Origin of the sequence: Microbacterium sp. NPDC019599 (genome assembly GCF_040632175.1) — a bacterium.
GTDB lineage: Bacteria > Actinomycetota > Actinomycetes > Actinomycetales > Microbacteriaceae > Microbacterium.
This window is the reverse complement of the sequence record NZ_JBEYBL010000001.1, coordinates 188,826-211,899: the sequence shown is the minus strand read 5'-3', so window position 1 is coordinate 211,899 and position 23,074 is coordinate 188,826. Positions and strand designations below refer to the sequence as shown.

At 71.2% G+C, this 23,074-nt stretch carries 21 protein-coding genes and 1 tRNA gene; 8 read left to right on the top strand and 14 right to left on the bottom strand.

Going from position 1 to position 23,074, the window contains the following annotated elements:
* Position 1 precedes the first annotated feature (1 nt).
* From ABZ477_RS00975 to murI, 4 genes are all read right to left on the bottom strand, one after another.
* Positions 2 to 913, bottom strand: coding sequence for a cation diffusion facilitator family transporter (locus tag ABZ477_RS00975; RefSeq protein WP_360126478.1), 912 nt, complete (start codon positions 911 to 913; stop codon positions 2 to 4).
* Positions 914 to 987: 74 nt separating this feature from the next.
* Positions 988 to 1,608, bottom strand: coding sequence for an RdgB/HAM1 family non-canonical purine NTP pyrophosphatase (gene rdgB, locus ABZ477_RS00970; protein WP_360126475.1), 621 nt, complete (start codon positions 1,606 to 1,608; stop codon positions 988 to 990).
* 6 nt (positions 1,609 to 1,614) lie between these two features.
* Complete coding sequence (gene rph, locus ABZ477_RS00965) at positions 1,615 to 2,364, bottom strand: ribonuclease PH (protein ID WP_360126472.1); 750 nt, start codon at positions 2,362 to 2,364, stop codon at positions 1,615 to 1,617.
* 28 nt (positions 2,365 to 2,392) lie between these two features.
* Positions 2,393 to 3,220: a glutamate racemase gene (gene murI / locus ABZ477_RS00960; protein WP_360126469.1), complete on the bottom strand. Its 828-nt coding sequence runs from the start codon at positions 3,218 to 3,220 to the stop codon at positions 2,393 to 2,395.
* Between the two features lie 77 nt (positions 3,221 to 3,297).
* Between murI and ABZ477_RS00955 the strand changes: the two genes are divergently transcribed.
* On the top strand, positions 3,298 to 4,632 hold the full coding sequence (locus ABZ477_RS00955; RefSeq protein WP_360126466.1) for a nicotinate phosphoribosyltransferase: 1,335 nt from the start codon (positions 3,298 to 3,300) through the stop codon (positions 4,630 to 4,632).
* Positions 4,633 to 4,662: 30 nt separating this feature from the next.
* On the opposite strand, the gene ABZ477_RS00950 is transcribed toward ABZ477_RS00955, so the two are convergent.
* The 3 genes from ABZ477_RS00950 to ABZ477_RS00940 are packed head-to-tail and all read right to left on the bottom strand — an operon-like array spanning position 4,663 to position 7,826.
* Positions 4,663 to 4,929, bottom strand: a complete 267-nt coding sequence (locus ABZ477_RS00950; protein ID WP_360126463.1) for a DUF3039 domain-containing protein — start codon at positions 4,927 to 4,929, stop codon at positions 4,663 to 4,665.
* 60 nt (positions 4,930 to 4,989) lie between these two features.
* On the bottom strand, positions 4,990 to 6,558 hold the full coding sequence (locus ABZ477_RS00945) for a hypothetical protein (RefSeq protein ID WP_360126460.1): 1,569 nt from the start codon (positions 6,556 to 6,558) through the stop codon (positions 4,990 to 4,992).
* Positions 6,534 to 7,826: an ATP-binding cassette domain-containing protein gene (locus ABZ477_RS00940; RefSeq protein ID WP_360126457.1), complete on the bottom strand. Its 1,293-nt coding sequence runs from the start codon at positions 7,824 to 7,826 to the stop codon at positions 6,534 to 6,536. Before ABZ477_RS00940 ends, ABZ477_RS00945 begins: the two co-directional genes overlap by 25 nt.
* A gap of 461 nt (positions 7,827 to 8,287) precedes the next feature.
* Between ABZ477_RS00940 and ABZ477_RS00935 the strand changes: the two genes are divergently transcribed.
* From ABZ477_RS00935 to ABZ477_RS00925, 3 genes are read left to right on the top strand one after another with little or no spacing between them, the layout of a single operon-like run.
* Complete coding sequence (locus tag ABZ477_RS00935; RefSeq protein ID WP_360126454.1) at positions 8,288 to 8,980, top strand: phosphocholine cytidylyltransferase family protein; 693 nt, start codon at positions 8,288 to 8,290, stop codon at positions 8,978 to 8,980.
* A gap of 51 nt (positions 8,981 to 9,031) precedes the next feature.
* On the top strand, positions 9,032 to 9,988 hold the full coding sequence (locus ABZ477_RS00930) for a hypothetical protein (RefSeq protein ID WP_360126451.1): 957 nt from the start codon (positions 9,032 to 9,034) through the stop codon (positions 9,986 to 9,988).
* A 29-nt stretch (positions 9,989 to 10,017) separates the two neighbouring features.
* Complete coding sequence (locus ABZ477_RS00925; RefSeq protein ID WP_360126448.1) at positions 10,018 to 10,260, top strand: hypothetical protein; 243 nt, start codon at positions 10,018 to 10,020, stop codon at positions 10,258 to 10,260.
* Between the two features lie 19 nt (positions 10,261 to 10,279).
* On the opposite strand, the gene ABZ477_RS00920 is transcribed toward ABZ477_RS00925, so the two are convergent.
* A complete protein-coding gene (locus tag ABZ477_RS00920) occupies positions 10,280 to 11,650 on the bottom strand; it encodes an HNH endonuclease (RefSeq protein ID WP_360126445.1) in 1,371 nt (456 codons plus the stop codon).
* A gap of 157 nt (positions 11,651 to 11,807) precedes the next feature.
* Between ABZ477_RS00920 and ABZ477_RS00915 the strand changes: the two genes are divergently transcribed.
* Positions 11,808 to 13,178: an aminoglycoside phosphotransferase gene (locus ABZ477_RS00915; RefSeq protein WP_360126443.1), complete on the top strand. Its 1,371-nt coding sequence runs from the start codon at positions 11,808 to 11,810 to the stop codon at positions 13,176 to 13,178.
* 15 nt (positions 13,179 to 13,193) lie between these two features.
* On the opposite strand, the gene ABZ477_RS00910 is transcribed toward ABZ477_RS00915, so the two are convergent.
* Positions 13,194 to 14,468 carry a CDP-glycerol glycerophosphotransferase family protein gene (locus ABZ477_RS00910; protein WP_360126440.1) on the bottom strand — a complete coding sequence of 425 codons (1,275 nt, stop codon included), beginning with the start codon at positions 14,466 to 14,468 and terminating at the stop codon, positions 13,194 to 13,196.
* A gap of 110 nt (positions 14,469 to 14,578) precedes the next feature.
* On the opposite strand from ABZ477_RS00910, the gene ABZ477_RS00905 reads away from it, so the two are divergent.
* Positions 14,579 to 15,604 (top strand): glycosyltransferase family 2 protein, encoded by a 1,026-nt coding sequence (locus tag ABZ477_RS00905; protein ID WP_360127888.1) that lies wholly within the window; start codon positions 14,579 to 14,581, stop codon positions 15,602 to 15,604.
* A 34-nt stretch (positions 15,605 to 15,638) separates the two neighbouring features.
* Here ABZ477_RS00905 and ABZ477_RS00900 read toward each other — a convergent pair whose 3' ends face one another.
* The 3 genes from ABZ477_RS00900 to ABZ477_RS00890 are packed head-to-tail and all read right to left on the bottom strand — an operon-like array spanning position 15,639 to position 20,136.
* On the bottom strand, positions 15,639 to 17,093 hold the full coding sequence (locus ABZ477_RS00900) for a CDP-glycerol glycerophosphotransferase family protein (RefSeq protein WP_360126437.1): 1,455 nt from the start codon (positions 17,091 to 17,093) through the stop codon (positions 15,639 to 15,641).
* The gene (locus tag ABZ477_RS00895; RefSeq protein WP_360126434.1) at positions 17,090 to 18,355 is read right to left on the bottom strand and encodes a CDP-glycerol glycerophosphotransferase family protein; all 1,266 of its coding nucleotides are present in this window, start codon (positions 18,353 to 18,355) and stop codon (positions 17,090 to 17,092) included. The genes ABZ477_RS00900 and ABZ477_RS00895 overlap by 4 nt, the downstream gene beginning before the upstream one ends.
* A 47-nt stretch (positions 18,356 to 18,402) precedes the next feature.
* Positions 18,403 to 20,136, bottom strand: a complete 1,734-nt coding sequence (locus ABZ477_RS00890; protein WP_360126431.1) for a trypsin-like peptidase domain-containing protein — start codon at positions 20,134 to 20,136, stop codon at positions 18,403 to 18,405.
* Between the two features lie 99 nt (positions 20,137 to 20,235).
* Here ABZ477_RS00890 and ABZ477_RS00885 point away from each other — a divergent pair, with 99 nt between their 5' ends.
* On the top strand, positions 20,236 to 21,438 hold the full coding sequence (locus ABZ477_RS00885; RefSeq protein WP_360126428.1) for an aminotransferase class I/II-fold pyridoxal phosphate-dependent enzyme: 1,203 nt from the start codon (positions 20,236 to 20,238) through the stop codon (positions 21,436 to 21,438).
* Between the two features lie 9 nt (positions 21,439 to 21,447).
* On the opposite strand, the gene ABZ477_RS00880 is transcribed toward ABZ477_RS00885, so the two are convergent.
* Both ABZ477_RS00880 and ABZ477_RS00875 read right to left on the bottom strand, forming a co-directional pair.
* A complete protein-coding gene (locus tag ABZ477_RS00880; RefSeq protein WP_360126425.1) occupies positions 21,448 to 22,251 on the bottom strand; it encodes a carbon-nitrogen hydrolase family protein in 804 nt (267 codons plus the stop codon).
* Positions 22,248 to 22,763 (bottom strand): DUF6328 family protein, encoded by a 516-nt coding sequence (locus ABZ477_RS00875; protein ID WP_360126422.1) that lies wholly within the window; start codon positions 22,761 to 22,763, stop codon positions 22,248 to 22,250. Before ABZ477_RS00875 ends, ABZ477_RS00880 begins: the two co-directional genes overlap by 4 nt.
* 93 nt (positions 22,764 to 22,856) lie before the next feature.
* Here ABZ477_RS00875 and ABZ477_RS00870 point away from each other — a divergent pair.
* Positions 22,857 to 22,930: transfer RNA gene (locus tag ABZ477_RS00870), tRNA-Met, on the top strand.
* Positions 22,931 to 23,074 lie beyond the last annotated feature (144 nt).

Sequence of the window (23,074 nt, the reverse complement as noted above, 5' to 3'; positions counted from 1 at the left end):
ATCAGGCGTGCGCGTCGTGCTCGACGTGCCCTGCCGGCTCGAGCTGGAAGGTCGAGTGCTCGACGTCGAAGTGACGGGCGAGGCACTCCTGGAGCTGTTCGAGGATGGCGCCCGCCTTTCCGCTGCTGAGCGCATCGGCATCGACGACGACGTGGGCCGTGAACACGGGCGCACCGCGCGTCAGCTGCCACACGTGCACGTCGTGGACGTCGACGACTCCGGCCGTCGAGAGGATGTGGTCGCGGATCTCGCGCACGTGCATGCCCTTCGGCGACGATTCGCTCAGGACCGAGAACACTTCGCGGAGGAGGCCCACGGCACGCGGCACGATCATCGCGGCGATCAGCAGCGAAGCGACAGCATCCGCCTGCACCCAGCCCGTCGTCAGCACCACGATGGCTGCCACGATGACCGCCACCGAGCCGAGCAGGTCGCCCAGGACCTCGAGATACGCGCCGCGCACGTTGATGCTCGTGCGCTGCGCGGCGCTCAGGAGCCAGAGGGCGACGCCGTTCGCGACGAGGCCGACGATCGCGACGAGGAGCATGACCCCGCCCTCGACCTCGACGCCGCTCGGGCGCATGAGCCGCTGCACGGCCTCGACCGCGACCCACACCGAGAGCGCGATGAGGATGACCCCGTTGATGAGCGCGCCGAGCACCTCGGCGCGCTGGTAGCCGAACGTGCGGCGGTCGTCGGCGGGACGGGCGGCGACGGAGCTCGCGATGAGGGCGATGACGAGTGCCGCGGCGTCCGTGAACATGTGTGCAGCGTCCGCGAGGAGCGCGAGCGATCCCGACAGGATCGACCCGACGATCTGGACGACCATGACGACCGCCGTGATCGCGAGCGACATCGCGAGGAGCCGCCGGTTGGCGGCACCCCGGATGCCGGACGGAGCGTGGTCGTGCACGACCCCAGGCTACGACGGGCCCGACGCCTCCCGCGGCCTTGCGCCGCAGTCGGGAATGAGTGTGATTCTCAGGCTCAGCGGACCGGCAGGTCGGCGAGCAGCGGCGCGAGCGCCTGGAACGCGCGGGCGCGGTGGGATGCCGCGTTCTTCTCGTCCGCCGACCACTCGCCCACCGAGCGCTCGGCGCCGTCCTGTCCGTCCGGGACGAAGATCGGGTCGTAGCCGAAGCCGCCCTGTCCGCTCGCGGCCGTCGCGAGCCGCCCCGGCCACACACCCTCGACGACGTGCTCCACGGTCTCCGAGCTCCTCGAGAGGCGGGGGACGACGAGCGCGATCGTCGAGACGAACTGCGCCGTGCGATGCGGATCGCGGATGTCGAGCAGCTGGTCGAGCAGGAGGTTCAGGTTCGCCGCGGCATCCTTCGCGTGCCCCGCCCAGTACGCCGAGAAGACGCCGGGCGCGCCGCCCAGCACGTCGACGCAGATGCCGGAATCGTCCGCGAGAGCCGGAAGGCCCGTGTGGGCGGCCGCGGCCCGCGCCTTGATGAGCGCGTTCTCGGCGAACGTCGTGCCGTCCTCGACGGGCTCGGGTCCGTTATAGCCGACGACCTCGAGATCGGGGCGCGTCGCGGCGACGATCGCCTGGAACTCCTCGACCTTGTGCGGATTGTGGGTCGCCAGGACGATCTGCGCCACGATCGGTCAGGCCTCCGCGGCGGCGGCGAGGGCCGCGGCCTGCAGATCGCGCAGCTCCGCGCAGCCGTTCACGCCCAGTTCGAGGAGGGCGTCCAGCTCGCGCTTGTCGAAGGGAGCGCCCTCAGCCGTGCCCTGCACCTCGACGAAGAGGCCGCGTCCCGTGACGACGACGTTCATGTCGGTCTCAGCGCGGACGTCCTCGACGTAGGCCAGGTCGAGCATCGGCTCGCCGTCGATGATCCCGACCGACACTGCCGCGACGGAGTCGAGGAGCACCTGCGACTTCTGACCCACGAACTTCCTGCCGCGCGCCCACTCGATCGCGTCGGCGAGGGCGACGTAGGCACCCGTGATGGCGGCCGTGCGAGTGCCTCCGTCGGCCTGCAGGACGTCGCAGTCGATCACGATCGTGTTCTCGCCGAGCGCCTTCGTGTCGACGATGGACCGCAGCGCGCGACCGATGAGCCGCGAGATCTCGTGCGTGCGTCCGCCGATCCGGCCCTTGACCGACTCGCGGTCGTTGCGGTCGTTCGTCGCACGCGGCAGCATCGCGTACTCGGCCGTGATCCAGCCCTTGCCCTTGCCGGTGAGCCACCGTGGCACGCCGTTCGTGAACGACGCCGTGCAGAGCACCTTCGTGCCGCCGAACGAGATGAGCGCCGAGCCCTCGGCCTGGCTGCTCCACCCCCGCTCGATGACGATGGGACGAAGCTGGTCTGTGGCGCGCCCGTCGGCGCGGACGATCTCGGTGGTCATGCGATTCCTCTCGAGGGAGCGGGGTGCCTCAGCCGCGGGCCGAGGGAAGGTCGATGGCGCCGGTCTGCACGAGGCGCACGTCGGTGACCTCGCGACCCATGAGCCGGTGCGCGAGCCGCAGGAACTCGTCGGCGGAGTCGCCTGTGGCCTCATAGACGTGGCGGGGAGCAGCATCCGGACCCGCGAGCAGGTCGCGGGAGACCAGCTGACGGTAGACGTCCTTCGCCGTCTCGGTGTCGCTCGAGACGAGCGAGACCTCGGGGCCCATGACGTAGCTGATCGCGCCCTCGAGGAACGGATAGTGCGTGCAGCCGAGGACGAGCGTGTCGACGGCGGCGTGCCGCAGCGGTGCGAGGTACTCCTCGGCGACCGCGAGCACCTCGGGCGAGTCCGTGACGCCGGCCTCGACGAACTCGACGAAGCGCGGGCACGCCTGCGCGAACACGGTCAGGCGCTCGTTGACCTCGAGCATGTCCTGATACGCGCGCGAGCCGATCGTGCCGGCGGTGCCGATGACGCCGATGCGGCCGCTGCGGGAGGTCGACATCGCGGTGCGGACGGCGGGTCCGATGACCTCCACGACCGGGATGTCGTACCGCTCGCGCGCATCGCGCAGCATCGCGGCGGACGCCGTGTTGCACGCGATCACGAGCATCTTCACGCCCTGGTCGACGAGCGTGTCGAGCACCTCGAGGGCGTAGCGCCGGACATCGGCGATGGGCTTGGGCCCGTAGGGCGAGTGGGCCGTGTCGCCGATGTAGAGCATCGACTCACGCGGGAGCTGCGCCGAGATCGCCCGGGCGACGGTCAGCCCGCCGACCCCGGAGTCGAAGATGCCGATCGGCGCGTCGTTCACGATCGTCCAGCCTACGCGACGGCGTCTCGTCGCTCCGCCGCCGAGACTCGCCGCGTCCCCCTCACTAGGCTGACCGCATGACGGACCCGGCGAGCACCGCCCTGCACACCGACCGCTACGAGCTCACGATGCTCGACGCCGCACTGCGGGACGGCACGGCTCAGCGCCGCTGCGTCTTCGAGCTGTTCGGCAGGCGCCTCCCGGGCGCTCGCAGATTCGGCGTCGTCGCCGGCACCGGGCGCCTGCTCTCGCTGCTGCGCGACTTCCGCTTCGGCGACGACGAGCTGCGCTTCCTCCGCGACGAGCGGGTCGTGGATGCTGTCACCGTCCAGTACCTCGCCGACTATCGGTTCCGCGGCACGATCACGGGGTACCGCGAGGGCGAGCTCTACTTCCCCGGTTCGCCGATCCTCGCGGTGGAGGGCACCTTCGCGGAAGCCGTCGTGCTCGAGACTCTCGCCCTCAGCGTCCTCAACCACGACTCCGCCGTCGCGACGGCTGCGGCGCGCATGAGCATTGCGGCCGGCGACCGGCCGCTCGCCGAGATGGGCTCGCGGCGAGCCGGCGAACGGTCCGCCGTCGCGGCAGCACGCGCGGCCTACATCACGGGATTCGACGCGACCTCGAACCTCGAGGCCGGGCGCACGTGGGGCATCCCGACGATGGGCACGGCCGCCCACGCGTGGACGCTCCTGCACGACACCGAGGAGGACGCGTTCCGCGCGCAGATCGACACTCTCGGCGTGGAGACGACACTGCTCGTGGACACCTACGACATCCGGCGGGGCGTCGAGACAGCCGTCCGCGTGGCGGGAACCGGACTCGGAGGCGTGCGCATCGACTCGGGCGACCTGCCGATCGTCGCGGGCGAGGTCCGTGCGCTCCTCGACGAGCTCGGGGCCACCGGCACGCGCATCACCGTGACGAGCGACCTCGACGAGTACGCCATCGCATCGCTCGCGGCATCCCCCGTCGACGCATACGGCGTCGGCACGTCGGTCGTCACGGGCTCCGGCACTCCGACGGCCGGCATGGTCTACAAGCTCGTGGCGCGGCAGGCCTCGGACGAGTCGTGGGTCGCCGTCGCGAAGGCCTCGACCGACAAGGCGTCGAAGGGCGGGCGCAAGGCCGCCTTCCGCACGCTCGAGAGAGGCGTCGCCACGAGCGAGCTCATCGCTGTGTCGGACGGCTTCGAGCCGGTCGAGACGACGGCGCAGCATCCGGATGCCCGTGCGCTTCAGGTGGACCTCGTGGTCGACGGCGAGATCGACTCGGCCTTCGAGGGTCACGCGGGCGTCGTGGCCGCCCGCGAGCACCACGCGATGGTCCGTGAGGAGCTTCCCGTGCGCGCGCTCGCACTCAGCCGCTCGGAGCCCGCGATCCCCACGGTCTACGTCGACGCTGCCGGCTGACGCCGGCGCGCGGCTCGGGCTTCGGCCGGCTCAGCCGTTGAGGGATTCGTAGATCTCTTTGCACGTGGGGCAGACCGGGAACTTCTCGGGATCCCGCCCCGGAGTCCACTTCTTCCCGCACAGCGCGCGGACCGGCTTGCCGGTCAGAGCCGACTCGAGGATCTTGTCCTTCTTCACGTAGTGCGAGAAGCGCTCGTGGTCTCCGGGCTCGATCGACTCTTCGCGGATGAGCTCTTCGAGCTCTCGGTCGAGGGTGGCGAGGCCGCCCTGGTCCGGGCCTTCGAGGGGGGTGCTCATAGACCGCCAGTGTAGTCGGCGGAGGCGACGGACGGGCCGGATGCCGGCATCCGGCGACCCTCAAGTGGACTCGGCGAACTCCATCAGCCGACCGCCGCGGCGGCGGAAGACGGCCGAGCCGACGCCGATGCCGAACAGCAGCACGACGAACCCCGTCGCGACACCACCCCACAGCGCCATGGTCGCCGCCTCGATGTCATCCGTGAGCGCGATCCAGGACCACCACAGGGCCGGCGCGCTCAGCGCCAAAGCGCCGAGCATCACGACCGCCTGGGCGATCGCGCCGCCGGAGCCGGTCCGCTGCGGCTGCTGGAAGGGACTCTCGCCGGGCCTGCTGGCGGCATAGGGCCAGGCGACGGACGAGATGCTCGAAAGCCCGAGCGCGCACAGGAACAGCGAGGCGCACACGCCGACCATCGCCGGGAGGAGCGCCCACCGTCCGTGCACCGAGATCGCGAACGGGATCGCGATCGCGAGCGCCGGGATGCCGATGAGGAGGATCGGCACGAGGCGGCCGATCCGATCCGAGAAGCCGCGGATGCCGCTCGCGAAGTGCATCCACACGGCGGTCGAGTCGTACGCGAGGTCGTTGTGCGGAAGCCAGCCGAGGAAGAGCGCCGCGAGCGGCACCGGTATGAGCACGACGACCTGGAGCGGAACCCCGGCGATGAGCAGCGGCACCATCGTCAGCCCCGCCGCGATGGGGATGATCACGAGGTTCGCGATGTAGCGGCGGTCGCTGAACCAGTACATGAGACTCCTCGCGGCGATCGCGCCGCCTGGAGTGCCGGGTGCCACGGCGAACCAGCCCAGCCCGCCGCGTTCGCGCGTCGCGACGGGCCGCTCGGTCGTGGTGAGGATCCGGTGCACGAGCCACAGCCAGATCAATCCGAGTCCCGCGATCGTCCCGGACGAGACGAGAAGGCTCGTCCACGCGTCGGCCGAGCCGACCGCGAGGAGACCCGGAAACGCGACGGCGGCACCGAGCGGAGTCAGTGCGAGCGTCTCGGCCGCCTCGGTGAGCTGCGTCGGGACGACGCCGTCCCACTCGAGGGACGCCAGGAACACCCCGACCGGGACGACGACGACCAGGATCGTCAGCGCGAAGAGTCCGGACAGCTCGCGCGACCGGCGTTCAGCCAGGAACATCGACGTCAGCGCCATGCACACCCGTGCGATGAGGACGCACGTCGTCACCTGCAGGACGGCGCCGAGCACGGCGGCGGGCACGGCGACGCCGTGCTCGGCCCACACGACCGCCGCGCACGCGCTGAGCGCCACGAGGACGAACGTCGGGACGCTCACGAACCCGATGAGCGCGAGCACGCCGGCCAGGCGCGGCGCCGGGAGTCCGAAGACGCTGAAGCGGCGCGGGTCGAGGGGATCCGTCACTCCCCCGATGAGGGGGGCCAGGGCGAACCCGAGCGTGACGGCCGAGCCGCCGAGCACCGTGACCGCGATCATGACGGAATCCGGAGCGTCCGCGAGACTCAGCAGCGCCCAGCATCCGCCGACCGTCGCGACGACGAGGATCAGGATGCCGAGCACGACGCGCACGATGTGGCGGCTGTCGCCGCGCAGCGTGCCGAAGAGAAGAGCGAGCCTCAGTCGGAGAACGTGTGCAGCCACTCGAGACCCTCCACGTCGCTCAGGCCTCCGGCGAGCTCGACGAAGCGCTGCTCGAGCGTCAGCTCGCCGCGGACCTCGTCGACGGTCCCCTCCGCGAGCACCTGCCCCGCGACGATGACGGCGACACGGGTGCAGACGCGCTCGACGAACTCCATGCCGTGGCTCGACAGGATGACAGTCCCCCCGTGCGCGACGTAGGCCGAGAGGATGTCGAGGATCACGGCGCTCGAGACCGGATCCACGGCCTCGAACGGCTCGTCGAGCACGAGGAGGCGCGGCGAGTGGATGAGGGCGCCCGCGAGCATGACCTTCTTCGACATGCCCGCGGAGTAGTCCGAGACGCTCCGGCCGAGCGCCTCGGTCAGGTCGAACGCGCGCGCGAGGTCGGCGATACGGCTCTCCACGGTCGCCGACGGCAGACCGCGCAGCACGCCGTAGTAGTAGAGCAGCTGGCGCCCGGTCAGCCGATCGAATGTGCGGAGGCGGTCGGGCAGCACGCCCATGACCCGTTTGGCCCGCGTCGGGTCGGCCTTCGCGTTGACTCCGCCTACGGCGATCGAGCCCTTGTCGGGACGCAGGAGGCCCGCGATGAGCGACAGGGTCGTGGTCTTGCCTGCGCCGTTGGGTCCGACGATGCCGTAGAAGGTGCCGGCCGGCACCGTGAGGTCGATGCCGTCCACGGCCCGCGTGTCGCCGAAGCTCTTCGTGACGCCCCGCAGCACGAGGACGGGCGGTGCCGCGGCGGGCGCATCCTCCAGGACGACGGATGCCGCGAACGGGTCGGCGTACTCCGGCGCGACGGGCGACTCGGTCACCAGCGCCTCGAGCTCGGGATGAGCGGCCTCCTGCTGCGGCGGCTCCGGCTCGGCGATGACGGCCTCGGGCTCTGCCGCGATCGGCTCGGGTTCTGCGACCACCGGCATCGGCTCGGGTTCCGCGACCACCGGCACGGGCTCTGCCGCGATCGGCTCGGGCTCCTCGAGCGCCGGCTCAGGCGCCAGCTCCTCGATCGCCGGCATCGGCTCCAGCTCCTCGATCGCCGGCATCGGCTCAGGTTCTGAGACCACCGGCACGGGCTCCGGGTCCGCGACGACGGCCTCGGGCTCCGGATCCTCGATCGCCGGCGTCGGCGTCGGCGCCGCCTCGCTCTCCGCGATCGCCTCGTGCTCGACGACGGCGACATCCGCCTCGACGTCGGGAGCAGCATCCGGTTCCTCCGGCGCCGTGGCCTCAGGAGCGGTCGGCAGGGGCGGCTTCGGGGGGATCACGAGGCCTGCCGGGTACGCCGGAACCGGCGGCTGGATCAGGTCGGCAGGCAGGGGCGGCGGGGGCCCCGGATCCACGATGACCTGCGGTAGTGCGGGCCGGCGGGGCTTGGTGGAACGTCCTTTGGAACGCGGCGCTCTCCCCGGCGACGACTGCTTGGGCGAAAGCCGCACGACCTGGGCTTCGACACCCTCGCCGGCAGCGCCCTCCGGGTCGTCCGGGAAGGCGTCCTGTGGCACCGGAAGAGAGGCTGTCACCGATCCAACGTATCAAGTGGCGCTTCGGATGCGGGTGTCTTGACCGCGCGGCGCCCGGGTGAGCGAGGCGCGACGTTATGTCACAATCCGACAACGGAGGTCCAGCATTATGCACCCTCCCAGGGCATGTCGCTACCATGTAGCAGGCACGACGGAGTGTCGATTCGGTTAACCGACCGTGGATTTCCGCACTCCAGGAGCAGACTTTGACACTTCAGACCGTCATCCTCGCGGCCGGCATGGGCTCGCGACTCGGCCGCAGCCTGCCCAAGCCTCTCACCGAACTCGGTGACGGCCGCAGCATCATGCAGCAGCAGCACGACAACATCCGTGCCGCGTTCGGTTCATCCGCGCGCATCACGACGGTCGTGGGCTACCGCGCCGAGACGATCGTCGAGGCTTTCCCCGAGGTCGACTACGTCTACAACGACCGCTACGACCAGACGAACACTTCCAAGAGCCTTCTGCGCGCCCTCAGCGCGACGGGGCGTGGCGGCGTGCTCTGGATGAACGGCGACGTCGTCTTCGACCCGCGCGTGCTCGGTCGTGCGATCGCCCTCATCGAGCGCGACCAGTCGTTCGTCACGGTCAACACCTCCAAGGTGAGCGACGAAGAGGTCAAGTACACGACGTCGGCCGAGGGCTTCATCAAGGAGCTGTCGAAGACCGTCGAGGGCGGCATCGGCGAGGCTGTCGGCATCAACTTCATCTCGAGCGCCGACAAGAAGGCGTTCATGCGCCAGCTGACGCGCGTCGACGACCAGGACTACTTCGAGCGCGGTCTGGAGCTCGCGATCGCGGAGGACGGCCTGCGTCTGCAGCCCCTCGACATCTCGGACCTGTACGCCGTCGAGGTCGACTTCGCGGAAGACCTCGAGCGCGCGAACCTCTTCGTCTGAGGCTCGTCAAGCCCCAGCGCCCGCTCAGCGCATGCTCCTAGGATCGGCCTGATGGCCGACAAGGTGCACCGCATCCATTCGCTTCCCGACGGGTCCCCGTGGGACGGCGGGCTTCCACCTGCGGGCTCCGACGAGCACCCGCGCGCGATCCGTGCCCTGGATCGCGTTCTGGCGATCCAGCGACCGGTCGTGCTCGCGCACCTGCGGAGCATCCGGCTCCGGCATCCCACGGCATCCCCCAGTCAGATCGTGCGGATCCTCGAGCGGCGATACCTCGCCGCTGTCACCACGGGAGGAGCCGCCGTCGGTGCGACAGCCGTCGTCCCGGGCATCGGGACGGGTGTGACGCTCGCCCTGAGCGGCGTCGAGACCCTCGGATTCCTCGAGGCCACGACGCTCTTCGCGCAGTCGATCGCCGAAGTGCACGGCATGCCCGTCGACAACCCCGACCGGGCACGCGCGCTCGTCCTGACCCTCATGCTCGGCAAGGAGGGAGTCGACCTCGTCGCGCAGCTCGCAGGACAGGCGACCGGAAAGGGCGCATCGCGCGACAAGTACTGGGGCGAGCTGGTGACCAAGACGATCCCCCGTGCCGCCGTCGGACCGCTGGTCGATCAGCTCAAGAGCGTGTTCATGCGCCACTTCGCCGTGCGCGGCGGTGCGTCGTGGATCGGCAAGGCGCTCCCGTTCGGCATCGGCGCAGCGGTCGGCGGCGCAGGCAACAACATCCTCGGCAGACGCGTCCTCGTGAGCTCGCGGCGCGCCTTCGGCCTCCCGCCCGCGGTCTTCCCCGCCGAGCTGGAGCCCCGCCCGGGCGCGACACGTCTCGAGCACGCGGCGGGCCGCGGCATCCGTCGCGCAGGAGGTGCCATCGTCGGCGGCGTCACGCGCGGCGTGCAGGCGGCCGGCGCCGCGGGGCGGCGAGTCAGCGGATCCTCCCGGCGAGAGAATGAGTCGAAGGATGCTGTCACCAGCACCCCCGGCTCCCCCGAGCCCCTGGACGACTGAGGTCGGCGCGACGGAAAGGGCGATGACCCATGGGACTGTTCACGCAGAAGCCCGAGGAGAACGACGAGTGGGCCGGGCTCCCGTCGGAGCCCCTGCGGGCACGCACCGACGCGGAGCAGCTGAAGGATGCCGCCCCCGTCGACGCCGGAGGCGTCGACCTGCTCTTCGGCGTGGGGTCGATCTCGGTGCTCCCCATCCCGTCTAGCGAAGCGCCTGGCGCGGATGCAGCGGCAGACGAGGAGCCCACCGCGGAAGAGTCGCAGCCGGAATAGCTCGTCCCGTCCGCCCGGGTCAGAACGGCGGCGGGTCGGTGGCCGTCTTGGCGCCCGTCGGGCTCGTCCACCACGTGTCGCCGGTGTCGGGACGTCGGTGCAGCCCCCACAACGACTCGCCCTTCACCGTGTGGTGATGCTCACACGCGGGACCGAGGTTGTCGTGTCGGGTCGCCCCGCCGTGCTGCCAGTCGATGCGATGGTCGATGTCGCACTCCCGCGCGGGACGGCTGCAGCCCGGGAAGATGCACGTCGCATGCGTCACCGTGAGCCAGCGGCGGAGGTCGGCGGGTACGCGGTAGCTGCGCCGGTCGACGTCGAGTACGGCGCTTGACACGGGATGCGTCAGCACGCGGATCCAGGAAGATGCTCCTGCGGCTAGCCGCTTCGCGGTGTCGAGGTCGATCGGCCCGTACCCGTCCAGCGTCGCCGGCTCGACCGACTCTCCCAGCAGGGACAGGACCGGGACCGTGACGGCCACCGTCGCGCGGATGCCGGCTGTGACAGCATCCGTCACCCCGCCCGTGAGGACATCCATCGCCACATCCGCACGCAGCTGTGCGAGAGAGCGGGTCTCTCCATCCTGCGCCGCGAGGTGGCGCGCGATGGCGTCGACACGATCGAAGCAGGCCTGGACGTCAGCGGCCCGCCCGTATGCGACGAAGGTCCCCATGCCATCGAGCTCTGGGGTCGTCCATACGCCTCGGTCCGCGGCGGCTCGGGCATGCCGCGTCTCGACCGACTCGGGATGCGCGCGCTCCCGTGCGACACGCGCCGAGACCCGGAACTTCGCCGGCGTCAGCACGGCTGCAAAGACAGAGATCCGCCCGTCGAACTCCGCCCAGGACTCCGGGCACTCGTCCGGGAGCGACCCGGCCAGGAGCGCCGCCGTCACCGCGTTCTGCTCACTGACGGCGCCGTCCAGGAACGAGGACCACAAGCCAGGTGTCCGAGCGCGGAGCGTCGCGACGTGGACAGCGCGGGTGCGGACCACGGTCTCGGACAGCCGCAAACGCACGGCGACATCGGCCGCCGCTGCACGGACCGCGACATCGCGCCGTGCGCGCCGGACCTCGGCCGTCGACCGGCCGCGCGGATCGATCCACAGCGGGTCGAGGGTCGGGTCGGGTCCCACCCACGGATCAGGGTCGGCCTGCGCACCCTCGAGGATCTCGGCGATGAGCCGATACTCCCTGGCGACGGCTATGCGGCGCTGCCTCGCGAACGCTTCGAGCTCATCCATCGCGACGGCATGCCCGTCACGCGAGGATCGGGCGTGAATGGCTGCCGGACCGTCCAGCTCGGCATCCCACAGGTCGAAGTCGCTCCAGATCCCCGGGTCATCGATCGCGACGACGTCGTCGTGATCCATCTGGTGAGCGTCGTCCATACGTTCGATAGTAGGAACCCCCTCCGACATTCCGCGGCCGGCGTCGCGTCGATGCCACCCACTCATGCCGCCCGCACGACCCCCATCGCGGACCTCTGCCGGCCCCACGCCAGCGGGGCACTTACAGGCGGGAAACGGGACGCAATACGCTCGCTGTATGGACAGCACCCTGGCGTGTCTTGCGGCGTGGATGCCGCGGCAGCGGTGGTACGCCGGCAAGGGGCGGCTGCCGAGCCTGCGCCTGGTCTCGTGGTGGGACCTCCCCGCCGAGGACGCGACCGTGCGCACTTTCCTCGTCGCGGACGAGGGCGCGCTCCCCACCGTCCTGTACCAGATCCCCGTCGTCGCGCGGGCGACAGCAGCCGTCGAGGCGAACCCCGACCACGTCATCGGCAGCCCCGAGCCCGGCACGACCTTCATCGACGGGCCCTTCGACCCCGCCTATTCGACGGCGCTCCTGAGACTCATGATGGAGGGCGGCACCGCTGAGGGACCCGGCACGACCGTCGCGGGGAGGCGGTCCGCATCGGCCGTCGCGGGGCCGAGGGGCTCGGCATCCGTCCTCGCGGGCGAGCAGTCGAACACGTCCCTCATCTATCCGGCAGGCGCAGACACCCCACCCATCATCTGCAAGGTGTTCCGGCAGCTGCATCCCGGCCTCAATCCCGACATCGAGCTCACCTCGGCCCTGGCTGCCGCGGGGTCGTCCCACGTGCCTCCCAGCGTCGGCGCGATCGAAGGACGGTGGCCCGACACCTCCACCGCGCGTGGCACCGTGGAGGGGTCCCTGGCGTTCGCACAGGAGTTCCTCCCCGGTGTCGAGGACGCGTGGCGGGTCGCGCTTCGCGCAGCGGCTCGGGGCGAGGACTTCGCCGACCACGCGCGAGCACTCGGCGAGGCGACGGCCGACGTCCACGTGTCGCTCGCACGTCTCTTCCCGACCCACGCGGCAGAGCGCGCCGACGTCGAGGCGACGATGAGCACGTGGCAGCGCCGACTCGCGATCGCGATCGCCGAAGTGCCCGACATCGCGGACCGCCGCGAGGCCGTCGAGGCCGTGTACGCGCGCGCCGTCGAAGGCACTTGGCCGCCGCTTCAGCGCATCCACGGCGATTACCACCTCGGGCAGGTGCTCCACCACAGGCGACGCGGGTGGGTGCTCCTGGACTTCGAGGGCGAGCCGCTGCGGCCCATGATCGAGCGGACGCGGCCCGATCTGGCGCTCCGGGACGTCGCCGGGATGCTGCGATCCTTCGACTACGTCGCGGGTTCGATCCGCCTCGACCACCCCGATCGCTCGGCGACCGGGGTGCGGGAGTGGGCGACGACCGCCCGGGCGGCGTTCCTCGAGGGCTATGCGCGGGTCGCCGCCGTCGATCCGGATGAGCAGGTCGATCTGCTCAGTGCGCTCGAGCTCGACAAGGCCCTCTACGAGGCCATCTACGAGTCGCGCAACCGCCCGACCTGGGTCGCGATCCCGCTGCGCGCCATAGCGCGTCTCGTGGAACGTCCCGCCGCCGTGAGCTGAACCGCCGGAAGGGTTTCAGTCGTCGAGCTCGGCCTCGTCCTCGACCTCGTCTTCGAGCTCGTCCTCCGAGGCTCCGGCGTGCCACGTCTCCCACTCCGCCATGAGCCGCGCGATCGCGCCGTGGAAGCGGCGCGTCGCGGCGCCGGGCGTGGGATCGCCGAAGTACTTCTGGACCCAGACCGCGAGGCGATCGACGGCACCGGGGTCGCGCAGCACGCGCTCGGTCTCCTCGACGACGTCGGGAGCGGCATCCGCCTCCAGCCACTCGCAGTCGGAGAGGTAGCCGTGCGTGTCGATGATCGCCGCGGGGTCGGCCGGCCGCGTGATGAGCAGCGGCCTCCCCGCCGCCAGGCGGTCGTAGACCATCGCCGAGATGTCGACGATCGCGGCGTCGGCGGCGGCGAGCTGCCAGCCCAGCTCCGGCCCGTCGTCGAACACGTGCTCGGCGCCGCGGTCGGTGCGATTGGCCGCGGCGAGGGCCGCGATGATCCGCTGGTTCGCGGCGCCGTAGGCCGTGTTCACAACGCCGGATCGAGGGTGCGGCCGGTAGATCACCCGGTGGCGCTTCGTCGCCAGAAGCGCCTTGACGAGGGCTTCGCCGTGCGAGACGACCGAGCCGTAGTGCGCCGAGGGTCGGTCGCCCTCCCATGTCGGGGCGTAGAGGACGACCGTGCGGTCGTCCGGCGTGTACGGCAGCGCACCCGAGTAGTGGTCGGCCTGCGGCCGGCCGATCTTCATCGTCCGCTTGTCGAGGTCGTAGTCCCACAGCACCCGCGAGAGGCGCTCGCGAGCGGCATCCCCCGCGATCAGGGCGTAGTCGTACGCCTTGAACTGGTTGGTGGTCATGTACATCTTGTCGGACTCGCCGTGGTTGATGAACACGTGCCAGCGGCGCCCGTACCGGAACATCTGGAAGTTGCGGGTGTTCTGGTTGACGTACAGGACGACCTTGATGTCCTGCTTCACGATGAACCGCTCGAGATCGCGCACAGTGGGCACGAAGGCGACAGGCGGCGCGTCCTCCGCGATGAGTGCCTGAGCCCCCGTCGCCGATCGGCTCAGCACGACGACCGGCCAGATCTTCGACAGCTCAGCGAGCGGCTTGTACCACTGGCGCATCTGGTACATGTTGACGGCGCCGTCGGCGAAGTACACCGCCACCTGGTAGTGATGCTGAGGGTGCTCGGGGCGGACTGCGAGAGTCCGCCGGACATCCTGAACCGCCGTGCGGTTGGCCAGGGCCTTCCGGAGGAGCGCTGTCGCATTGCGTGCATCCGAAACGAGTCCCACCCGTTCAGCCTACCGGCGGGCTCCCATGCCATGATCGACGGGTGCAGTCGTCAGAGCCCGGGCGCAAGGACGCGCCGGTCGTCCATGACGACGCGGGCGTCAGCTTCGTCATGCCGGTGCTCAACGAGCGCGACTATCTGCGCCGGGCCGTCGAGACGGTGCTCGCGCAGGAGGTCCACGGGCCCTCCGAGCTGATCCTCGCCCTCGGACCGTCGACCGACGGGACGAATCAGCTCGCGCAGGAGCTCGCGGCGGATGACGAGCGCATCGTGCTGGTCGACAATCCCGCGGCGGACATCCCGATCGGCCTGAATGCGGCGATCCGCGCCGGCCGGTATCCCACGATCGTTCGTGTCGACGCGCATTCGGAGCTCCAGCCCGGCTACGCGCAGCAGGCCCTCGAGACGCTCGCGCGGGTCCGCGCCGCAAACGTCGGAGGCGTCATGCGCGCAGACGGCCGGACGCCGTTCCAGCGCGCCGTGGCGCGCGCGTACAACTCCCCCGTCGGGCTCGGCGGCGGCGCCTACCACGGCGCGACGCACGAGGGCGAAGCGGAATCGGCCTACCTCGGCGTCATGCGCCGCGCGGTCCTCGACGAGGTCGGGCTGTTCGATGAGTCGATCCGCCGCGGCGAGGACTGGGAGCTCAACCTCCGCATCCGGCGCGCGGGCTACCGCGTCTGGTTCGACCCGACGCTGTCGGTCACGTACTGGCCGCGCGAGAGCTGGGCGCGCCTCGCGCGGCAGTTCCACGCGACGGGCCGCTGGCGCGGCGAGCTCGTGCGGCGCTTCGGCCGAGGCAACTCGCTCCGCTTCTTCGCGCCGCCCGCCCTCGTCCTCGCGATCGCACTGAGCCTCGTCGTCGGCATCCTGCAGCTGACGGGCGTGCTCACGGGCGGGTGGGCGGTCGCGGCATCCGTCGTCTATGTTCCGGTCGTCGCTTACGCGATCCTCATCGTCGTGTGGTCGATCGGCTCCGGTGGCGGGCGCGGCTGGCGCGACAAGCTGTGGACCGCGGCGGTCCTCCCGACGATGCATCTGACGTGGGGCGCGGGGTTCCTCGCAGGTGTCGCCCGCGGGGCGCACGACACCGTCGACACGTCACGGCTCGGCGACCGCAACACGCCGCTGCCCTGACGCCCGCGGCAGGTCGAAGCACCCAGCCGGGCCGCTATGCGCGCTCGATGAAGCCCTGGTCGAGGATGCGGTCGACGACCCTCGACGCGGCCTGACCGTCGTCGCGGGCATTGAACTTCTCGCGCCAGACGCCGTACTTCCGCGCATAGCGAGCCGGATCCCCGTCCACGAGCTCGGCGACGAGCTCCTCCTGCGAGCGCACGACGGGCCCCGGAGCATGGGCCACGAGATCGAAGTAGAACCCGCGCAGCTCGCCCCGGTAGTGCTCCATGTCGGGCACGAGGAAGTACATCGGCTTGCCCGTCACGCTGAAGTCGAACATGACGGACGAGTAGTCCGTGACGAGCGCGTCGGCCGCCAGGAGCAGCTGCGACGTGTCGGGGAAGCCCGTGACGTCGATGACGCGTGCGCCCGCGGCATCCCGCCCCTGCTGGAGGGTGCGGGAGTGGCCCCGGACCAGCACGACGGCACCGGTCTCAGCCGCGAGGGTCGCGGGATCGACGAAGTCGACGATCTCGTCACGGTCGTCGCGCCATGTCGGCGCGTACAGCAGCACGCGGTCGTCGGAACGGATGCCGAGTGCCCGGCGGATCTCGGAGGGATCGCCCGTCGTCAGCACGTCGTTGCGCGGATAGCCCTCGATCCAGACGGGGCGCGAGAGGAAGGCGTAGGCCTTGCCGAGGATCGTCGCGGCGTACGGGTTCTGGGCCAGCAGCACGTTCCACCGCCGCGACTCGCGCACGACAGCGACCATGCGGCGCGGGTCGAAGCCCGGACGATGCAGCGCGAGGCGCTTGAGCGGGGTGCCGTGCCACGTCTGCAGCACGATCTGCCCGCGGCGCCGCGCGAACCGGCGCCGCAGCCAGTCGTTGACGACGAGGAGCCGCGCGGCGCCGCGTGCGCGCCACCACTCGGGACTGCCCTCCACCACGGGGATCGCTCCCTCCGGCACCCTCACCGAGAGGTCGACCACGCTCCAGTAGCGCGTCACGTGGGGTGCGCGCCGCGCGAGTTCGCGATCGATCGCGAGCGGATTGCAGCTGGCGTTGCGGCCGTAGAAGCTCTCGAAGAACACGGCGTTCTCGAGGCCGCCCGGGCGCGTGGCGTAGCGGCGCTCGAGGGCGTCCTGCGCTTCGCCGGAGTCGTAGGCGGGATCCATGGGCGGACCGACATGCACGACGCCGTCCGCGAGCGCGGCGCGCAGCGTGCCGAGCTGGACGAGCGGCAGCCCTGCAGGCGGCTCGATGCCGGGGGCGTCCGCCGCGGTCTCGATGATCAGCGCGTAGTCGCCGGCCGGCAGCGGGAGCTCGGGACCGCCCCAGCGCGCGGCGCGCAGCGGCAGGACCGCGCGCCACGTCTTGCCGCGACCCGTGATGGCCGCCACCGCCCTCGCCCGCGCACCGACCAGTTCCACCGAGGCGGGGCGCGGCCCCTCGCCGGACAGGATCAGCGCGGCGCCCGTGTCGCTCGTGAAACGCGCGTCGGTCATCGGTTTCCTTCCTTGCGGTCCAGTCCTGCGAGGATCGCACGGTACACGCGCAGCGTGTTCGCGCCGTCCCGGTGCGCGTGCACTCGCGCGTCGAGGATGCGGGCCCGCTCGAGCGCGGCATCCCGCACCTCCCGGTCGCCCAGCAGTGCGTCGAGCCTCTCGGCGGCCCCCGTCCAGTCAGCGACGGCGTGATCGCCCGCGACTTCGGCGTAGGTGCCGTAGAAGCCTCGGCGACGTGCGTAGAGCTCGACGTCGGGGGCGAGGAACACGACGGGCAGCGGCACGAGCGAGGAGTCGAAGATGAGCGACGAATAGTCCGTGACGAGGGCGTCGAGAGCCGGCAGGAGCGGCGTGACGTCGTCGACGAGCTCGCTTCCGAGAGCCCGCACACGCTCGGTCGGCACGGGAGGCCGGTACTCCCCCGCGCCCAGCGGGTGGGAGCGGACGAGCAGCACGGCGTCGTGGCGCTCGAGCACATCGAGGACCCGGCGCCACTCCTCCTCGGACGGGACCGCGGGGTCCAGCTCGCCGTCGCGCCACGTCGGCGCGTAGAGGACGAGCCGGGACTCGGGGTCGAGGGGACCCGTCGCGGCATCGAGGCCGGCGCGGGCCACGGCGCGGCGCTCGGCGGGCGTCCCCTGCGACAGCACGTCGACACGGGGCTCACCCGTCACGGGGACGCTGACGTCCGGCAGGCCGAACGCCGACTCGAGCCGCCCGCGCACGACGTGCGAGGCCGCCGGGATCACTCCGATGCGGTGCGCGGCGCGCCGGTACGCGACGCCGAGCACGCGGCGGGCGAGGCGGGACAGGATGCCGCGACCGAGCACGCGCGGAGGACGAAGCGTCTCGGGCGAATCCAGCCCGATGCGCTTGAGCGGGATGCCGTGCCAGAGCTGGACGACGAACGCGCCCGTCACGGCATAGCGGTTGACGTCGCCGAATCCGTGGGTAACGACGACGACGCGCGCCCGCGCGGTGCGCCAGAAGCCCCGGACGGAGTGCTTGGGGACCGACCGGATGCCGCGGGCCGCGGCATCCCGAGCCTGCTGCGGGGTGGCGACCAGCCAGACGCCGGACGCGCCGCTCTCGCGGGCGACGTTCCACAGTGCGAGGGCGCCGTCCGCGATGCCGACGGCGCAGCCGAAGACCCATTCGTCCCGCGACCGGGGGACGACGAGGGTCGCGAGGCGTCCGGCCGCGTACAGCGGAATGCGGGCCAGCTTCGCCGCGTTGCCCGCGCCGAAAGAGAAGGACGCCACCCCGCGAGCCTATCGCGGGGTGGCGCCCGGAGCCTGAGCGGGGACGGCTACGCGTCGAGCGTGCCGAGCGTCACGTCGACCGACTTCTCGGAGTCGCCGCGCACGTACGTGAGCGTCGCGTCGCTTCCGCCGGCCGCGGCGCGGACCTGCGCCGTGAGGTCGGTCGAGTCGGTGATCGGCACGCCGTTGAACTCGGTCACGATGTCGCCCTTCTGCAGACCGGCCTCGGCAGCGGCCCCGCCGTCGATGACGTCGTCGATGTACGCACCCGTGATGGTCGAGCCCTCGACCGAAGCGGCCGGGAGGACGTTCGCGCCGAGCAGGCCGTGCGTCGCCGCGCCGTTCTCGATGAGCTCGCCGGTGATGCGCTTGACGATGTCGGACGGGATCGAGAAGCCGACGCCGATCGAGCCCGACGAACCCGCCGAAGAGCCGGCCGTCGCGATCGCGACGTTGATCCCGATGAGGTTGCCCTCGCCGTCGACGAGCGCGCCGCCCGAGTTGCCGGGGTTGATCGCGGCGTCGGTCTGGACGACTGCGATCGAGATCGACTCGGTCGCCTGACCGAGGTTCTCGCCCTGACCGAAGTCGAAGTAGAACGGACCCTCGCCGTTGTCGTCGGGCGTCTGGCCGTCGGAGTCCTGGGAGTCGTCGGGCGCCGCCGATGACGCGATCTGGATCGAGCGGTTGAGGGCGCTCACGATGCCGGTCGTGACGGTGTTCGAAAGGCCCAGCGGGGCGCCGACGGCGACCGTCATGTCGCCCACGTTCAGCTCGGACGACGTCGCGAAGTCGATCGTCGGGAGGCCCGACGCGTCGACGAGCTTGATGACCGCAAGGTCGTACGTCGGGTCGAGACCGACGATCTCGGCGTCGTAGACGTGGCCGTCCGACGTCGTCACCCGAAGCGTCGGGTCGGACGTCGCGCCGTCCAGCGTGACGACGTGCGTGTTCGTCACGACGTAGCCGTCCTCCGACAGGATGACGCCGGAGCCGGTGCCGCCGCCCGAGCCGCTCGACGACGAGATCGTCACGACGGCGGGCACGACCTTCGCTGCGATCGCGTTCGTCTGGCTGACGGACTCGGTGTCGTTCACGACGACCGTGTCGGGACCGGCGGCCTGGCGCACACCGGTGTCACCGAACAGATCGATGCCGGCGACTGCGCCGCCGAGGCCCGCCGCACCGCCCACGATCGCCGCGGCCACGATGAGCCCGACGACCTTGCCGGCTCCCGACTTCTTCTTGGGCGCCGGCGCCGGGCCGGTCGGCACCGTGCCGGTCTGCGGGCCGAGAGGGGCCGTCGGCAGGGTCTGGCCGGAGGCGGCCGGTCCGAACGACGAGGCGTACTGCTGGCCGGGCTGGGCGGGGCCGCCCGGGTAGGGCTGGCCGGCGTAGGCGGGCTGGCCTGCGTGAGGCTGGGGCGCACCGTAGGGCTGCTGCGGGTAGCCCTGGTACGCGGGGCGCGCCTGGGGCGACGGCGGCTGCCATCCGGCGGGCGCCGCGGGCGCCTGCGGCTGAGCAGGGTAGGCGGGCTGGGCGGGTGCCTGGGGCTGTGCGGAAGGGGCCTGGGGCCGAACCGGCACCTGGGGCTGGGGGGCAGGCGCCTGGGGCTGCCCAGCGGGCGCCTGCGGCTGGGCGGGCGCCTGGGGCTGGGCGGGTGCCTGGGGCTGGGCGGGCGCCTGGGGCTGGGCCGACGGCGCGGCGGGAGCAGGCGGGGTGCTGGGCGCGCCGTTCGCGGCGGCGGGGTCTTCGGGGCGGGCGCCCGTGGTGTCGCTCATGTGATGCTCCTTCTGGACTGGCGATCTCACTGTGACGCCGGTTGCTGTGCGTTTCTTATGGCCAGGTTGGGACTCGTCTATGCGAGTAGCCTGAGCCGGATGCGAGATATTCCGGGCGCCTGGCGGCGCACCGTCGAGGGCGCCGGGCTCGTCGGCGCGGACGGTTCGGTCCGCCCCACCATCTTCGCCGAGATGAGCGCCCTCGCGGCGCAGACGGGCTCCCTGAACCTCGGTCAGGGGTTCCCCGACGAGGACGGGCCCGCGGAGGTCCTCGACGCGGCACGCGCCGCCATCGCGCACGGTGTCAACCAGTACCCGCCCGGTCGCGGCATCCCGGATCTCCTCTCGGCGATCGCGGAGCACCAGGAGCGCTTCTACGGCCTCGCCGTCGACCCCGCACGCGAAGCCCTCGTGACGGCCGGCGCGACGGAGGCGCTCGCGTCCGCGCTCCTCGCGTTCATCGCGAGCCCGGATGACGAGATCGTCGTCTTCGAGCCCTACTACGACTCGTACGCCGCTGTGGTCGCGCTGGCGGGCGCGCGGCTCGTCACCGTCCCGCTGCGCTGGCCCGAGTTCGAGCCCGACCTCGACGAGCTCCGCGCCGCCGTCACCGACCGCACGCGCGTCATCCTCGTCAACGACCCGCACAATCCGACGGGCGCAGTGTTCTCCGCCGAGACGCGTGCCGAGATCGTCGAACTCGCGCATCGCCATGACGCGATCATCGTGACGGACGAGGTCTACGAGCACCTCGTGTTCGACGTGCCGCACACCCCGATCGCGACCCTGCCGGGGGCATGGGAGCGGACCGTCTCGATCTCGTCCGGCGGCAAGACCTTCTCGACGACGGGCTGGAAGATCGGGTGGGCGACCGGCCCGGCCGAGCTCGTCGACGCCGTGCTCGCTGTGAAGCAGTGGCTCACCTATGTCAACGGCGCGCCGTTCCAGCCGGCGATCGCGACGGGGCTGCGGATGCCGGACCCGTTCTTCACCGGGATCGCCGACGCCCTGCGCGCGAAGCGCGACGTGCTGGGCGCGGGCCTCGCGGCGGCCGGCTTCGAGGTGTCGGTGCCGTCCGGCTCGTACTTCACCGTCGCGGATGCCGCGCCTCTGGGAGCGACGGATGCCGCGGACTTCTGCCGCGCGCTCCCCCACCGCGCGGGCGTCGTCGCGATCCCGCTCACGGCCTTCGCGCGACCCGCGTCGCGGCACCGGTACGAGACGCTCGTGCGGTTCGCGGCGTGCAAGCGCACCGAGGTGCTCGAAGAGGCGGCATCGCGGCTCGCGTCGCTGTCGAGCTGAGCCGCGGCCTCAGTCCCGCTCGACGACCCGCAGCCGGCGCAGCGCGAGCGACGGATTGACGCGGCGCACGCGATCGACGGCGCCCGGGTCGAGATGCGCGACGGCGACGTCCGTGCCGGTCCCGACCGACGCGATCTGGACGCCCTGCGGGTCGATGATCATCGAATGCCCGACACCGAGCGGCGGCGGGTGATCCGCGGCCGCGACGAACACCGTGTTCTCGATCGCGCGAGCCTGCAGGAGAGTGCGCCAGTGGTGCTCCTTGAGCGGGCCCCTCACCCATTCCGCCGGGACGAGCATGACGTCGACCCCGGCATCCGCGAGGAGTCGCGCGACCTCGGGGAAGCGAAGGTCGTAGCACGTCATGAGACCGAACCTCAGCCCCGCCGCCTCGAACGTCTCGGGCGCCTCGACCCGGCCGGGCTCGACCCAATCCGACTCGCGCTGGCCGAACGCGTCGTACAGGTGCAGCTTCCGGTAGGTCGCGATGACGCCCGACGCGTCCACCGCCACGACGGTGTTGCGCACGCGCCGGGGGTCGCCGCCCTTCTCGAGGAGCCCCGCGACGATGATGAGCCCGCGGTCGGCCGCAAGCCGTGTGAGAGCGCGCGTGAACGGTCCGTCGAGATCCTGCGCGCCTGCCGCGAGCGACTCGTCGAAAGGGTCGACGAAGTAGCTGGAGTACTCGGGGAAGACGACGACACGCGCGCCACGATCGGATGCTGTGGCCACGAGCTCGCCGATCAGCTCGAGGTTGGCGTCGGCATCCGCGGTCGGGGAGAACTGCGCGACGGCGAGGGCGGCGGCGGTCATCGGTCCCCTTCCGCTCGGCGCCGCGCGCGCATCACGAGCGGCGCGACGATCCACAGCACGAGGATCACGACTGCGAGGACGATCGCGACCGTCACGGCGGCATCGTCGCTCACGACGATGTCGAACACGAAGGCGACGACGCCCACGACGAGTGCGGCGACCGTGATGAGCGCCGTGATGAGCGCCGCATGGCCGTAGGCGACGACGGCGCGCTTCATGCGCTGCTGGAACACGACGCGGTGAAGCGCGACAGGGGCGAGGGCGATGATCGTGCTCAGCGCCGAGAGGACGACCAGCACGAGGTAGAACGTGCGCTGCGAGTCGGTGAGATCCGCGAAGGTCGGCTGGAACGCCAGGGCGAGCAGGAATCCGGTGAGGATCTGCGTGCCCGTCTGCAGCACGCGCAGCTCCTGGAGGACCTCGATCCAGTTGCGGTCGGCGCGTTCGGCGGGGCTCTCGTCTCGCCCGTCGACCGTGGCGTCACGGGGGTCGGAATCTCGCCCTGAGGTCATGCGTTCATCCTCGCCCGCGGTGCGCGCGGCAGGCAAGCAACCCACCCCGTGTCGTCGACCACTCAAAACCCGTGCTAGGCTTTCTTCTTGTGCCGCGGGGTGGAGCAGCTCGGTAGCTCGCTGGGCTCATAACCCAGAGGTCGCAGGTTCAAATCCTGTCCCCGCAACAAAAAGAAGAAGGCCCCGCTATGCGGGGCCTTCTTCTTTTTCCTGCGCGGACCGGCCCTTTTACCCTGCCCGCAGGCGGTCCCACGCGCCAGAGGCTCCGCGAATCGCGCCGGCGATTCGTGGAGTGGGCGCGTGGCCAAATC

Bases quoted from the DNA above. Each gene is read 5' to 3' on its own strand.
- ABZ477_RS00920 (WP_360126445.1), bottom strand. From the start codon at position 11,650: ATGGACGACGCTCACCAGATGGATCACGACGACGTCGTCGCGATCGAT.
- ABZ477_RS00900 (WP_360126437.1), bottom strand. From the start codon at position 17,093: ATGACCGACGCGCGTTTCACGAGCGACACGGGCGCCGCGCTGATCCTG.
- rph (WP_360126472.1), bottom strand. From the start codon at position 2,364: ATGACCACCGAGATCGTCCGCGCCGACGGGCGCGCCACAGACCAGCTT.
- ABZ477_RS00950 (WP_360126463.1), bottom strand. From the start codon at position 4,929: ATGAGCACCCCCCTCGAAGGCCCGGACCAGGGCGGCCTCGCCACCCTC.
- ABZ477_RS00880 (WP_360126425.1), bottom strand. From the start codon at position 22,251: ATGACCGCCGCCGCCCTCGCCGTCGCGCAGTTCTCCCCGACCGCGGAT.
- ABZ477_RS00890 (WP_360126431.1), bottom strand. From the start codon at position 20,136: ATGAGCGACACCACGGGCGCCCGCCCCGAAGACCCCGCCGCCGCGAAC.
- ABZ477_RS00925 (WP_360126448.1), top strand. From the start codon at position 10,018: ATGGGACTGTTCACGCAGAAGCCCGAGGAGAACGACGAGTGGGCCGGG.
- ABZ477_RS00955 (WP_360126466.1), top strand. From the start codon at position 3,298: ATGACGGACCCGGCGAGCACCGCCCTGCACACCGACCGCTACGAGCTC.
- ABZ477_RS00885 (WP_360126428.1), top strand. From the start codon at position 20,236: ATGCGAGATATTCCGGGCGCCTGGCGGCGCACCGTCGAGGGCGCCGGG.
- ABZ477_RS00915 (WP_360126443.1), top strand. From the start codon at position 11,808: ATGGACAGCACCCTGGCGTGTCTTGCGGCGTGGATGCCGCGGCAGCGG.
- ABZ477_RS00875 (WP_360126422.1), bottom strand. From the start codon at position 22,763: ATGACCTCAGGGCGAGATTCCGACCCCCGTGACGCCACGGTCGACGGG.
- ABZ477_RS00930 (WP_360126451.1), top strand. From the start codon at position 9,032: ATGGCCGACAAGGTGCACCGCATCCATTCGCTTCCCGACGGGTCCCCG.
- ABZ477_RS00905 (WP_360127888.1), top strand. From the start codon at position 14,579: ATGCCGGTGCTCAACGAGCGCGACTATCTGCGCCGGGCCGTCGAGACG.